Origin of the sequence: Streptomyces paromomycinus (assembly GCF_003865155.1) — a bacterium.
GTDB lineage: Bacteria > Actinomycetota > Actinomycetes > Streptomycetales > Streptomycetaceae > Streptomyces > Streptomyces chrestomyceticus.
The window spans coordinates 2541718-2554619 of the sequence record NZ_BHZD01000001.1; the positions used below are offsets into that span (position 1 = coordinate 2541718).

9 protein-coding genes and 2 rRNA genes are annotated in these 12902 nt (G+C 68.7%); 4 read left to right on the forward strand and 7 right to left on the reverse strand.

Translation table 11 applies throughout. The features are described from left to right. The first annotated feature begins 149 nt into the window (after positions 1-149). On the forward strand, positions 150-1715 hold the full coding sequence (locus OEIGOIKO_RS10195; protein WP_125053777.1) for an alpha/beta hydrolase: 1566 nt from the start codon (positions 150-152) through the stop codon (positions 1713-1715). 13 nt (positions 1716-1728) lie between these two features. Here the strand turns inward: OEIGOIKO_RS10195 and OEIGOIKO_RS10200 are convergent, their stop codons facing one another. Together OEIGOIKO_RS10200 and OEIGOIKO_RS10205 are read right to left on the reverse strand one after the other, a co-directional pair. After that, a complete protein-coding gene (locus tag OEIGOIKO_RS10200) occupies positions 1729-2703 on the reverse strand; it encodes an amidohydrolase family protein (RefSeq protein ID WP_125053778.1) in 975 nt (324 codons plus the stop codon). 68 nt (positions 2704-2771) lie between these two features. Further along, entirely contained in the window at positions 2772-3488 is a 717-nt protein-coding gene (locus OEIGOIKO_RS10205) for an SDR family NAD(P)-dependent oxidoreductase (protein ID WP_125053779.1), read from the reverse strand. A gap of 101 nt (positions 3489-3589) precedes the next feature. Here OEIGOIKO_RS10205 and OEIGOIKO_RS10210 point away from each other — a divergent pair, with 101 nt between their 5' ends. Continuing rightward, positions 3590-4630 carry an Lrp/AsnC family transcriptional regulator gene (locus OEIGOIKO_RS10210; protein WP_218039986.1) on the forward strand — a complete coding sequence of 347 codons (1041 nt, stop codon included), beginning with the start codon at positions 3590-3592 and terminating at the stop codon, positions 4628-4630. A gap of 66 nt (positions 4631-4696) precedes the next feature. On the opposite strand, the gene OEIGOIKO_RS10215 is transcribed toward OEIGOIKO_RS10210, so the two are convergent. After that, entirely contained in the window at positions 4697-5842 is a 1146-nt protein-coding gene (locus OEIGOIKO_RS10215; protein WP_125053780.1) for an alpha/beta hydrolase family protein, read from the reverse strand. 248 nt (positions 5843-6090) lie between these two features. On the opposite strand from OEIGOIKO_RS10215, the gene OEIGOIKO_RS10220 reads away from it, so the two are divergent. Next, positions 6091-6420 (forward strand): putative quinol monooxygenase, encoded by a 330-nt coding sequence (locus OEIGOIKO_RS10220; protein ID WP_125053781.1) that lies wholly within the window; start codon positions 6091-6093, stop codon positions 6418-6420. A gap of 605 nt (positions 6421-7025) precedes the next feature. On the opposite strand, the gene cynS is transcribed toward OEIGOIKO_RS10220, so the two are convergent. Both cynS and OEIGOIKO_RS10230 read right to left on the reverse strand, forming a co-directional pair. Then, a complete protein-coding gene (gene cynS / locus OEIGOIKO_RS10225) occupies positions 7026-7496 on the reverse strand; it encodes a cyanase (RefSeq protein WP_125053782.1) in 471 nt (156 codons plus the stop codon). 58 nt (positions 7497-7554) lie between these two features. Then, positions 7555-8166, reverse strand: a complete 612-nt coding sequence (locus tag OEIGOIKO_RS10230; protein WP_125053783.1) for a carbonic anhydrase — start codon at positions 8164-8166, stop codon at positions 7555-7557. Positions 8167-8311: 145 nt separating this feature from the next. Between OEIGOIKO_RS10230 and cynR the strand changes: the two genes are divergently transcribed. After that, positions 8312-9247, forward strand: a complete 936-nt coding sequence (cynR, locus tag OEIGOIKO_RS10235) for a transcriptional regulator CynR (protein ID WP_125053784.1) — start codon at positions 8312-8314, stop codon at positions 9245-9247. A 122-nt stretch (positions 9248-9369) separates the two neighbouring features. On the opposite strand, the gene rrf is transcribed toward cynR, so the two are convergent. Both rrf and OEIGOIKO_RS10245 read right to left on the reverse strand, forming a co-directional pair. Beyond that, positions 9370-9486 (reverse strand): 5S ribosomal RNA (gene rrf / locus OEIGOIKO_RS10240). A 76-nt stretch (positions 9487-9562) separates the two neighbouring features. Then, positions 9563-12685 (reverse strand): 23S ribosomal RNA (locus tag OEIGOIKO_RS10245). Between the last annotated feature and the right edge of the window lie 217 nt (positions 12686-12902).

The window sequence follows — 12902 nt, forward strand, 5'->3', positions numbered from 1 at the left end:
CGCGGTGCGGTGTTGACCGAACGCGATGCTAACCGTAATGATTTTCATTGTCACCTCATGGGTGGGCCATCTATTCCGGCCGCCCGCCTCCCTGACGCCTGCCGTCACCCCTCCACCGCACGGCCCCGCCCTCACCGAATGCGAGCCCCATGCCTCCCGCCCTGCGCCGCACCGCCCTGCTCTGCACACTCCTGACCTGCGCCGTACCGCTCACCACCGGCACCGCCACCGCCGAACCCACCACCTCCTTCGGGCCCGGAACCACCGCCACCGGACCCGGCACCTCCGCCGCCCCGCCCCCGCACTTCGGCACCTGCCCGGACTCGGTTCCCGCACCGCCCGCGCCGGACCGCGTCGAATGCGGCACGGTGCGCGTGCCGCTGGACCACGCCCGCCCGGACGGTGAGCACATACGGATCGCCGTCTCCCGCGTCCGGGCCTCGGGGACGCCCGCCGAACGGCGCGGCGTCCTGCTGGTCAACCCCGGCGGTCCGGGCGGCTCCGGGCTCCCGTATGCCGTCACCAAGCGCGCCAAACTCCCGGCGGCGGTACGCCGCGCCTACGACGTCATCGGGTTCGACCCACGCGGCACCGGGCACAGCGCACCCGCCGACTGCGGGCCGATGGGCGGGCTCTTCGACAGCCCGGCCGCCGGCTCCGCGCCGCTCGACCCCGTACCGCACGACCGTCCCGGCGAACGCGCCTACCTCGACGCCCAGCGGCGACTGGCCGCGGACTGCGCCGCGGGCACCGGCCGCGCCCTCCCCCACCTGTCCACCAGCGAGACCGCACGCGACATGGACGCCGTCCGGGCCGCGCTCGACGAGCCGCGCATCAGCTTCCTCGGCGTCTCGTACGGCACCTACCTCGGCGCCGCGTACGCCGCGCGGTTCCCGGACCGCGTGGACAAGTTGGTGCTGGACAGCGTGGTCGGCCCGGAGGACTGGCACGCGTTCGACGTACGGCAGGCCCGCGCCGTGCTGCGCCAACGCGACGTGCTCTTCGGCTGGCTGGCGCGGCACGACTCCCGCTTCCGGCTCGGCACCACCCCGCGCGAGGTCCGCGCCGCCTACCTGCGCACGCGCGACGGCCTGACCGCGCGCCCGGTGGCCGGCTTCGGGGCGGCGGCCTTCGACCGTGCCGTCTACCGCGCGCTGGGCCGCACCGAACGCTGGACCGCCCTGGGCGACGGGCTCCGCGCCTACCTGGACGAGGGCGTGGTCGACCGGCTCCGCCCCACCGAGCCCTTCGACGGGCCCGAGTCACGTACGTACCAGGCCGCCAACCGGGCCGTGAAGTGCGCCGACGGCCCGGGGCCCACGCCGGGCCGGGTCATCGCCGACATCCGTGGGCTGCGGCGCCTGGACCCGCAGCCCGTACTGACCGGCCTGGAGGCGGCGAGCTGCGCGTACTGGCACGCCCGCCCCACCGAGCACACCCGGCTCGGCAGCCCCGCGGCGCCCCCGGCGCTGCTGGTAGCGTCCGCGCACGACCCCGTGACGCCGATCGCCGGTGCGCGGGCCCTCGGCCGCACGCTGCCCGGATCCCGGCTGGTCACCCTGCACCACGACTACTCGCACGGTGTCTTCGCCAGCCGCGGCAACTCCTGCGTGGACTCCACGGTGGCCGCATACCTCGTCGGCGGCACCGTCCCGGCCAGGGACGTGCACTGCGACGGCCCGGGGCTGCCCGAGCCCTCCCCGCGGCAGCCGTGACCCCGGCCGAGGATCAGAGGTCGAGTCCGAACAGAGAGGCCGCGTTGGCCCACGCGAACTGCTCACGGTCCGTGGCCGCGGAGAAGTGGTCCAGGAAGGCATCGATCTCCTCCTTCGCCGGCCGCTGGAAGGGGTAATCCGTCGAGAAGAGCAGCCGGTCGGCGGAGGTGGCGGACAGGGCGTGCCGCAGAAGCGCCGGGTTGAACATCCCGGAGGCGGTGATGTGGAAATGCGACCGGACGTAGTCCGAAACCGGTCGTCGCAGTCCCGCGACACGGGCGAGGCTGTCGGCCCGGTCCAGCCAGAACAACAGCGTCTCCCCCCAGTGACCGAGCACGACCCGGAGGTCCGGATGCCGGTCGAAGGTGCCGCGCAGGATCAGCCGCAGGGCCGCCGTAGCGGCGTCCAGGTGCCAGCCCCATCCGAAGGTGGCGAGGGCCAGGTCCGTCATGGGACCGAAGCCACGGTACGCGGCGTCCCGGACGGCGTCCGACGGCAGCTGGGGGTGGATGAAGACCGGCTGGCGGAGTTCTGACGCGGCCGAGAAGAAGTCGTCGTAGACGGGATCGTCGAGGAACAGGTCTCCTGCCCGGCCATGGACCATGGCGCCCACATGCCCCAGGCCAGCGGCCCGTTCGAGCTCGCCCGCGACGTCCTTCGGCGACGACATGGGCAGGGTGGACAACGACCGGAAGCGGGTGGGGCGGCGGGAGACGGCCGCGGCGGCCGCGTCGTTCGCGGCTCGGCTCAGACCCAGGGCCTGCCGCGGCGGCAGCGGATGGGTCCCCGGCGGGGTGAGAGCGAGGACGGACAGGTCGATGCCTTGCGCGTCCATGGCCGCTACACGGCCGGCCGCCAGGTCCTCCAGACGTTGCCGGTTGTCACCCGCCTCGTGGAAGACGAGGCTTTCGTCGCTGTGCGGCACGGCGCGCAGCGCGGACGTCACCTCCGGCATGCTCCAGTGTTCCTCGATCGCGATGAGCGGCATGGTTGGTCGTCTTCCCTTCCGGCGGCGTGCGGGAGCGGTGGTCTCCCGTGGCATCAGGTGAGGTGGTCTCACCAGGGCACGGTCCGGCCCGTACGGTCCAGATACGCCAGCCCGGGTGTGCCCAGCCGGGACAGCAGGACGTCCACCAGCAGGGGGGCGCTCTCCTCGACGGTGAACGGTGCGTCCGGCCCGCCCAGGGCGGTGCGGATCCAGCCCGGGGCGAGGAGGACGAAGGCGCGCCGCGTCGCGGCCTGCCGGTTCGCGTAGCTGCGCAGGAACATGTTCAGGGCGGCTTTGCTGCCGCGGTAGACCTCGCGGCCGGCGGTCGTGTTGTCCGTGATGCTGCCTTGCCCGGACGACATCGCACCGATCAGTCCGGTGGGCGTCACCAGGTCGTCGAGCGCTTCGATGACGCGCAGCGGACCGAGCGCGTTGGTGAGCATCACCTGGACGAAGTCCGACGCCGGCACCGCGCCGATCGGGGTCTGCTCGTTGTTCGTGGTCCCGGCGTTGACGAAGAGCAGGTCGAAGCGGCGGTGCGCGAGCCGTTCGTGCAGCGGCGCCAGGTGGCCGGGCTCGTCGATGTCGAGGTGCTCGACGTCCACCCGCCCGCCGGAACGGTCCGCGAGATCGTGCAGGGGCGTCCGGGAACGGGGGTCGCGGACCGTACCGACGACGTGCCACCCCCGGTCGAACCATTCGGCCGCCATCGCATGGCCGAGGCCGCGCGAGGCCCCGATGACGAGTGCGGTCGGCGGGTGCTGGGCCGTGCCGTTCGACGACATACGGCGTCCTCTCCGTTCTTTCGCTTCCAAGGGCTCTGCGAGTCTGTTCGCCGCGCTGGCGCCGGAGCGAACCGAAACGGCCCTTCTGTAGGATTCCCGCCATGAGTGAAGGCCCTATGCGTGAATTCGGCGTTCTGCAGCCTGATGATGTGCGGATCATTCGCGCACTACAGGTCGCTCCGCGAGCGTCGTTCGCCTCGATGGCCGCCGCGCTCGGCCTCACCGAAAGCGCCGTCAACCGCCGCTACCGGCGCCTGCGCGCCGACGGCGTCGTCCGTGTCGCGGGGCTGGTGAATCCCGGTGCGCTGGGCCAGAGCAGGTGGCTGGTACGGCTGCGCTGCCGTCCTGGCAGCGTCTCGGCGATCGCCGACGCGCTCGCCAAGCGCGACGACGTCAACTGGGTCGCCCTGAGCGCGGCCGGCTCCGAGATCACCTGCGCGACGCAGTCACGCTCGCGGGAGCAGCGCGAAGAACTGCTCGGTCAACGGCTTCCGCGCACCGCGGCGGTGCTCGACATCAACGCCTTCGCCATGCTCCGTCAGTTCATGGGCGGCCGCGGCCACTACTGGGCCGCTCTGCGAGGCGTCCTGTCCGCGGCGGAGGAAGCCGCGCTGGGCAGTGCGGGGCCGCCGTTCACCGAGAGCCCGGTCGTCGCCAGGGACCCGGCGCACCTCACCGCGGAGGACGAGAAGATCCTGGGCGTTCTCGCCGCGGACGGCCGCGCCAGTCTCGTCGACCTCGCCGCGGCGGCGGACTCCACCCCGGGGCGGGTGTCCCGCCGTCTGCACGCGCTGCTCGACCGCCGCGTCGTCCACCTCGACGTCGAGATCGCGGCAGCCGCGCTGGGCTATCACGCTCGGGCGAACCTGTGGCTGCGCGTGCACCCTTCGGCGGTGAAGAGCGCCGGACGCGCGCTCGCGGAGGAACCCGAGATCGCTTTCGCCGCGGCCGTGTCCGGGCCCTGCAACCTCCATGCCGTCGCGCACTGCCGCGACTTCGACGAGCTGTTCCAGTTCACGACGGATCGCATCGGGTCCCTGGACGGCCTGCAGAGCATGGAGGTCTCACCGGTGCTGCAGCACGTCAAACAGGCCGGCACGCTGCTGTTCGGTGATCGCCTGGTCGAGACACGGCGTACGTGAGCATGCGGTACGGCCGATCCCCGCATGGCCGTACCGGGCGGCGGCCCGACCGGCGCCGCCGTTCCCTCAGCCCACCACCGTGACCTCCGGCGGAAGTGCCTCCAAGAAGCCCTGAGCGCCCCGCAGCCGCTCCTCGAAGAACCCGCCCACACACGCCCGGGTGATCTCGGTCCCCCGGCCACCGGGAAGCGAGCCGAGCGCGAAGGCGTACTCCTCGGCGTCCGTGAACTCCCGGTAGCCGAGGGGACCGGCCAGGGCGTCGAGGTCGGTGGCCGACCCGTGCCCGCCACCCTCGACCAGCAGGTGGTGCCGCGGCCCGCGCAGCACGTTCCACAGGCGGCCGAGGGCCTGTGTCTCTTCCGGGAAATCCGGGTCGTCCGGGGTGAACTGGCACAGCAGGAACGGCCGTTCCAGGCCGGTGCGGAGGACATCGCCGTACGGGAATCCGTCGAGGTTCACCCCGGCCGTGAACCCGGGGTCGAGCCGCATGGCCTCGGCCGCCGCCGCGCCGCCCAGCGAGTGGCCCGCGACACCGGCCCGTGCCGGGTCGAGCAGGGCGTGCCACCAGAATCCGGGGGCGGTCAGCCGGGCGCGCGCGAAGCTGAGGTCGGCGGCCCGTACGTCGAGGTAGCGGCCGGAGAGGTCGCCGGTGTCGCCGTCCGCCAGTCCGTCCGGTTCCCGGTACGGCACGATCCGGCCGTCCGGGAACTCCACACCGATCGCGTCCGCCGGGTGATCCAGGGCGGCCACCAGGAACCCGCGGCTCGCGAGATCCTCCCCGAGCGCGGTCAGGTCCGCGCGGTACCGGCCGTGGCCGGGCGAGAGCAGGACCAGCGGGCAGCCGCGCGCCTCCGGAGCGGGCGGCGCGTCCGCGGTGCCGTGCACGAGGACCCGGGCCGCCGTGTCGCGCGGCAGTCCGGAGCAGCCGGGCTCCTCCTCCCACCCGTCGACCACCAGGGGCGACATCGCGTCGGACACGTACCGCCCCGGCGCCTGACCGGCCTCCGCACGGGCCGGGTACCACAGCTGCGCCATCAGCTCGCGGGGCCGGCCGGGCCGGAACGGGTCCGCACGCCCGTCGTCGACGAGGTGGGCGGTGCGCACGCCCACGGCGTGCCGGCCGGTGGGCGGGGGAAGTTCCAGGCCCGGTACGGTGCGTCCGGCCGACGCCGTACCGTCGGTGTCCCGGGCGATGTCACTGGTCCGCGCCATCCGTCCGCTGCCTCTCCCTCGATTCCGCAGGCGGCCCATCCGATCACGCCCGGCGGCGCGGCGCACCGGATTTTTCCGCGCACCGGTCGCTCCCCGCCCTTGCGGCACCGGATTTTCCGGGAGGGCCGGAATGCGCGGCGATCCTTCTTCGGCGGGCGGCCCGGGACGCCCACCATGGGGGACGACGCGGGCGTGCAGCCCGCCCGGCCACGCAGCCGCAGCCGGTCCGTACCAGCGCAGGAGCCAGCATGATCTTCATCGTCGTCAAGTTCACCGTCCGGCCCGAGTACCAGGACTCGTGGCTGTCGCTGGTGGACGACTTCACGCAGGCCACCCGGCAGGAGCCCGGCAACCTCTTCTTCGAGTGGTCGGTCAGCGTCGACGACCCGCACCAGTTCGTCCTGGTCGAGGGCTTCGCCGACCGGGAGGCGGGCGACAAGCACGTGCACTCCGCGCACTTCAAGGCCGGCCTGGAGACGATGGCCGGCGCCATCGCCACCACCCCGCAGATCATCAGCAGCGAGATCGACGCCGACGGCTGGGGCCCCATGGGCGAGCTGGCACCGCGCGAGGCCTGATCCGCCGGGGCACCGCACGCCGGCGCCCCACCCCGCCCGTCGGCCGCGCGAGCAGAATCGCACGGCCGACGGGCTTCGCGGGCTCCGGTGGCCGTGACGTCCCGGCTTTCGCCCAGGCTGCGGGGACGGCGGCCGCGGCGGCCGCTCAGGGCGGGAGCGAGGGCGCCATCGCGATGCGGACAGCGGCCGGGCAGCCAGGCACCTCGCGTACCGCGCGCCTGACCGCCTACAGCGCCGTCGCCACGCCCCTCGCCCTGCGCAGCGATCACGAGCTGCGCGAACTCCTGGACGCAGGTACGCCCTTGGGCTGCCGGAGCACGGGCGGTCCACGGCCAACCTCTCCGGGCTGCCCGCCTTCTGCCAGTACGGCATCAGCTCGCGGGGCTTCGGGGCGTGGCGGGAACTCGCCGACGCGGAACGGGCCGTGGCCTACTGGGGAAGCGGACCGGGGATGCGTCGACGCGTCGAAGGCCTTCAGCGGTCCTCCGCGAGCATCGCGCTGTTCATGGAGTACATCCCCCGGACGCTGCACGACTGGCTCACCGACCAGGTGCAGGCGGACGAAGCGGCCGCCGACCGGGCCTGCCGGGAGACCGGCGACAGGATCAGAACGGCGTGGCCGGGAGGTACTTCCCGTCCAGGGTGATCACCGCGCGGGAGCCGCCCTCGGGGTCGTCGACCTTCTGGATGTCCAGACGGAAGTTGACGGCGCTGATGATGCCGTCGCCGAACTGCTCGTGGATCAGGGCCTTGAGGGTGGTGCCGTAGACCTGGAGCATCTCGTGGAAGCGGTAGAGGGTGGGGTCGGTGGGGATGCCGTCCGGGATGCTGCCGCGCAGCGGGATCGTCTGCAGCAGCCGCTCCGCCGCCTCGTCCAGGTCCAGGCGCTCGGCCACGGCCCGGGCGGCGTCGGCGGGCAGGGCGTGCTGGCCGAGGAGCGCGGCGGTGACGAACGCGACGGACAGGCCGGCGGCGTCGGCCAGTTCCTGCCAGGTGAGGTCCTTGCGGATCTTGGCCTCGACGACGGCGAGGGCCAGGTCCTGGCGGGCCTGCGGGTCGAGCTGGGCATGGGGCATGGAAGCGTCCTTTCGGAAGCGGGGGCGGGGCCCGGGCGGGCCGCGCCCGGCAGGGGGCTCAGGCGAGCGGGGAGAACGTTCCGCTGCGCGGGTCGAGGACGTCGACGGCTCCGGTACGGATGTCGTGCGTCCAGCCGTGCAGCGCCACCGCGTCCCGCGCGAGGGCGCGGGCCACGGACGGATGGGTGGCCAGGTGGGCGAGCTGGACGGTGACGTTGTCGTGGACGAGCGCCGTGACGGCCGCCTCGGCCCCGTCGTCCCGCCCGGCGGTACGGGGGCCGGCGGGCCCGGCCGTGTGCAGCCAGCCGTCGAGGGCGGGCAGCTCGGTGAGGTCCTCACCGGTGGCCAGGGCCGTCATCGCACCGCACCCGGAATGCCCGCAGACGATCACGTCACGGACGCCGAGCACGGCCAGCGCGTACTCGATGCTGGACGACACCGCGTCGGGTGCCGGCCCGTACACCGGCACGAGGTTCCCGGCCGTACGGATCACGAACAGCTCACCGGGTCCGGACTGGGTGAGCAGTTCCGGTACCACCCTGGCGTCGGAGCAGCCGATGAACAGCGCGCCCGGCCGGTGGCTGGTGGCGAGCCGCTCGAACAGGCCCGCTCTGGCGGGGTGGACGTCGCGGCGGAAACGCCGGACGCCGTCGGTGAGGTCGGGGTGCACAGCCACTCCTTGCTGAGGGGAACCGGCCGGGAAGCCGATGCCTCCACCATGCGTGACCTGCCGCTATAGCGTCCAAGACGTACAACTCATGGCAGGTATCAGCGCTGCCTATAGCTGCTGCGTGTGACCGCTTACAGTGGCCGGTATGGCCCTGGAACTGCGCCACCTCCGCTATCTGCTCGCGGTGGCCGAGCACGCCAACTTCACCCGCGCCGCCGAAGCCCTGCATGTCTCGCAGCCCACCCTCTCCCAGCAGGTCAGGCAGCTGGAGCGGACGCTGAAGGTGCAGCTGCTGGACCGTACGGGCCGCACCGTGCGGCTGACCGACGCCGGCGCGGCGTACGCGCACTACGCCCGCAGCGCGCTGCGGGACCTGGAGGCGGCCGAGCGCGCCGTGCTGGACGTACGGGACCTGTCGCGCGGGACGCTGCGCCTGGCCACGACGCCGACCTTCACCGCCTATCTCGTCGGCCCGCTGGCCGGGGAATTCCACACCCGGCACCCGGGCATCTCGCTGACCCTGCGCGAGATGCCGCAGGAGCTGATGGAGTCGGCGCTGCTGGCGGACGAGCTGGACCTCGGCATCGCGTTCAGCGGGCCGCACCTGCCGGGTGTCACCGGCACCGAGCTGTTCACCGAGTCCCTCAGCCTGGTCGTCGGCCCCACCCACCCGTACGCCGGCCGTACGGCGCCGCTGCCGATCCGCTCCCTGCGCGACCACCGCCTGGCGTTGCTCAGCGCGGACTTCGCCACCCGCCTGCACATCGACACGCACTTCGGTGAGCACGGGGTGCGGCCGGACATCGCGGTGGAGGCCAACTCCATCACGACCCTCACCGAACTGCTCCGGCGCACTCCCCTGGCCACCGTGCTGCCCGACGCCATCACCCGCGAACAGCCCGGCCTGCACCCCGTCGCCCTCTCCCCCGCGCTCCCCGCCCGCACGGTGGCGCTCCTGTACCGGGAGACGGCCTACCGCAGCGCCGCGTCCGGCGCCTTCGCGCGGCTGGCCCGGGAGTGGGGGCGGGAGCACGGGGACGGGCCGGGGCCGGAGCACGGCGAGCGGTCGGGACAGGGCTGATCGAAAGGCCCTGCCGGTGAGTCGGCAGGGCCTTGTCCGTGGCCGCGGACGGCGCACAACACGGCGCACAAACGCAGAAAGCCCCGCACCATACGGTGCGGGGCTTCCCACTATCAAAAGGAGTTCGGCGGCGTCCTACTCTCCCACAGGGTCCCCCCTGCAGTACCATCGGCGCTGAAAGGCTTAGCTTCCGGGTTCGAAATGTAACCGGGCGTTTCCCTAACGCTATGACCACCGAAACACTATGAAGATAACAACTCCAGCCGGCAAGGCGAGTTCGTTACTTCAGAACTAACACAGTGGACGCGAGCAACTGAGGACAAGCCCTCGGCCTATTAGTACCAGTCAACTCCACCCGTTACCGGGCTTCCATATCTGGCCTATCAACCCAGTCGTCTACTGGGAGCCTTACCCTCTCAAGGAGGAGGGAGCCCTCATCTCGAAGCAGGCTTCCCGCTTAGATGCTTTCAGCGGTTATCCTTTCCGAACGTAGCCAACCAGCCATGCCCTTGGCAGGACAACTGGCACACCAGAGGTTCGTCCGTCCCGGTCCTCTCGTACTAGGGACAGCCCTTCTCAAGACTCCTACGCGCACAGCGGATAGGGACCGAACTGTCTCACGACGTTCTAAACCCAGCTCGCGTACCGCTTTAATGGGCGAACAGCCCAACCCTTGGGACCGACTCCAGCCCCAGGATGCGACGAGCCGACATCGAGGTGCCAAACCATCCCGTCGATATGGACTCTTGGGGAAGATCAGCCTGTTATCCCCGGGGTACCTTTTATCCGTTGAGCGACGGCGCTTCCACAAGCCACCGCCGGATCACTAGTCCCTACTTTCGTACCTGCTCGACCCGTCAGTCTCACAGTCAAGCTCCCTTGTGCACTTACACTCAACACCTGATTGCCAACCAGGCTGAGGGAACCTTTGGGCGCCTCCGTTACTCTTTAGGAGGCAACCGCCCCAGTTAAACTACCCACCAGACACTGTCCCTGATCCGGATCACGGACCCAGGTTAGACATCCAGCACGACCAGAGTGGTATTTCAACAACGACTCCCCCGCCACTGGCGTGACGAGTTCACAGTCTCCCACCTATCCTACACAAGCCGAACCGAACACCAATATCAAGCTATAGTAAAGGTCCCGGGGTCTTTCCGTCCTGCTGCGCGAAACGAGCATCTTTACTCGTAGTGCAATTTCACCGGGCCTATGGTTGAGACAGTCGAGAAGTCGTTACGCCATTCGTGCAGGTCGGAACTTACCCGACAAGGAATTTCGCTACCTTAGGATGGTTATAGTTACCACCGCCGTTTACTGGCGCTTAAGTTCTCAGCTTCGCCCTGTCGAAACAGAGCTAACCGGTCCCCTTAACGTTCCAGCACCGGGCAGGCGTCAGTCCGTATACATCGCCTTACGGCTTCGCACGGACCTGTGTTTTTAGTAAACAGTCGCTTCTCGCTGGTCTCTGCGGCCACCACCAGCTCAGAGTGCAAGACTCATCACCAGCAATGGCCCCCCTTCTCCCGAAGTTACGGGGGCATTTTGCCGAGTTCCTTAACCATAGTTCACCCGAACGCCTCGGTATTCTCTACCTGACCACCTGAGTCGGTTTAGGGTACGGGCCGCCATGAAACTCGCTAGAGGCTTTTCTCGACAGCATAGGATCATCCACTTCACCACAATCGGCTCGGCATCAGGTCTCAGACTTCATGCACGACGGATTTGCCTACCGTGCGTCCTACACCCTTACCCCGGGACAACCACCGCCCGGGCTGGACTACCTTCCTGCGTCACCCCATCACTCACCTACTACAAGTCTGGTTCGTCGGCTCCACCACTCCCCTACGCTCCGAAGAGCTCAGGGCGGCTTCACGGACTTAGCATCGCCTGATTCGATGTTTGGCGCTTCAAAGCGGGTACCGGAATATCAACCGGTTGTCCATCGACTACGCCTGTCGGCCTCGCCTTAGGTCCCGACTTACCCTGGGCAGATCAGCTTGACCCAGGAACCCTTAGTCAATCGGCGCACACGTTTCCCACGTGTGTATCGCTACTCATGCCTGCATTCTCACTCGTGAACCGTCCACAACTACCTTCCGGTGCTGCTTCACCCGGCACACGACGCTCCCCTACCCATCACAGTCCCCGTTAGGAGTACATACTGCAATGACACGACTTCGGCGGTGTGCTTGAGCCCCGCTACATTGTCGGCGCGGAATCACTTGACCAGTGAGCTATTACGCACTCTTTCAAGGATGGCTGCTTCTAAGCCAACCTCCTGGTTGTCTCTGCGACTCCACATCCTTTCCCACTTAGCACACGCTTAGGGGCCTTAGTCGATGCTCTGGGCTGTTTCCCTCTCGACCATGGAGCTTATCCCCCACAGTCTCACTGCCGCGCTCTCACTTACCGGCATTCGGAGTTTGGCTAAGGTCAGTAACCCGGTAGGGCCCATCGCCTATCCAGTGCTCTACCTCCGGCAAGAAACACACGACGCTGCACCTAAATGCATTTCGGGGAGAACCAGCTATCACGGAGTTTGATTGGCCTTTCACCCCTAACCACAGGTCATCCCCCAGGTTTTCAACCCTGGTGGGTTCGGTCCTCCACGAAGTCTTACCTCCGCTTCAACCTGCCCATGGCTAGATCACTCCGCTTCGGGTCTTGGGCACGCTACTTGGGCGCCCTCTTCGGACTCGCTTTCGCTACGGCTTCCCCACACGGGTTAACCTCGCAACATACCGCAAACTCGCAGGCTCATTCTTCAAAAGGCACGCAGTCACGACGCAAGAACAAGTTCTTGCGCGACGCTCCCACGGCTTGTAGGCACACGGTTTCAGGTACTATTTCACTCCGCTCCCGCGGTACTTTTCACCATTCCCTCACGGTACTATCCGCTATCGGTCACCAGGGAATATTTAGGCTTAGCGGGTGGTCCCGCCAGATTCACACGGGATTTCACGGGCCCCGTGCTACTTGGGTGTCTCTTAAACGAGCCGCTGACGTTTCAGCTACGGGGGTCTTACCCTCTACGCCGGACCTTTCGCATGTCCTTCGCCTACATCAACGGTTTCTGACTCGTCCCACAGCCGGCAGACTGCAGAAAAGAGATCCCACAACCCCGCACTGGCAACCCCTGCCGGGTATCACACCAATACGGTTTGGCCTCATCCAGTTTCGCTCGCCACTACTCCCGGAATCACGGTTGTTTTCTCTTCCTGCGGGTACTGAGATGTTTCACTTCCCCGCGTTCCCTCCACATACCCTATGTGTTCAGGTATGGGTGACAGCCCATGACGACTGCCGGGTTTCCCCATTCGGACACCCCCGGATCAAAGCTCGGTTGACAGCTCCCCGGGGCCTATCGTGGCCTCCCACGTCCTTCATCGGTTCCTGGTGCCAAGGCATCCACCGTGCGCCCTTAAAAACTTGGCCACAGATGCTCGCGTCCACTGTGCAGTTCTCAAGCAACGACCAGCCACCCGTCACAACCCGCCGAAGCAGGCCTTTACCGGGGCCGGCGTTTGAAGGTACAGACCCTTGGTCCGTGCCCTCAGACACCCAACAGCGTGCCCGACACTCCCAGATGAGATTCACGTTCCACGCCGAAGCAGTACTAATGATCCCCATACCGAGTGTGCCGAGTAGTCAA

What these genes read in the sequence shown, in the direction of transcription:
- OEIGOIKO_RS10220 (WP_125053781.1), top strand. Translation starts at nt 6,091, where the DNA reads ATGATCTTCATCGTCGTCAAGTTCACCGTCCGGCCCGAGTACCAGGAC.
- OEIGOIKO_RS10200 (WP_125053778.1), bottom strand. Translation starts at nt 2,703, where the DNA reads ATGCCGCTCATCGCGATCGAGGAACACTGGAGCATGCCGGAGGTGACG.
- OEIGOIKO_RS10195 (WP_125053777.1), top strand. Translation starts at nt 150, where the DNA reads ATGCCTCCCGCCCTGCGCCGCACCGCCCTGCTCTGCACACTCCTGACC.
- cynS (WP_125053782.1), bottom strand. Translation starts at nt 7,496, where the DNA reads ATGCCCCATGCCCAGCTCGACCCGCAGGCCCGCCAGGACCTGGCCCTC.
- cynR (WP_125053784.1), top strand. Translation starts at nt 8,312, where the DNA reads ATGGCCCTGGAACTGCGCCACCTCCGCTATCTGCTCGCGGTGGCCGAG.
- OEIGOIKO_RS10205 (WP_125053779.1), bottom strand. Translation starts at nt 3,488, where the DNA reads ATGTCGTCGAACGGCACGGCCCAGCACCCGCCGACCGCACTCGTCATC.
- OEIGOIKO_RS10215 (WP_125053780.1), bottom strand. Translation starts at nt 5,842, where the DNA reads ATGGCGCGGACCAGTGACATCGCCCGGGACACCGACGGTACGGCGTCG.
- OEIGOIKO_RS10210 (WP_218039986.1), top strand. Translation starts at nt 3,590, where the DNA reads ATGAGTGAAGGCCCTATGCGTGAATTCGGCGTTCTGCAGCCTGATGAT.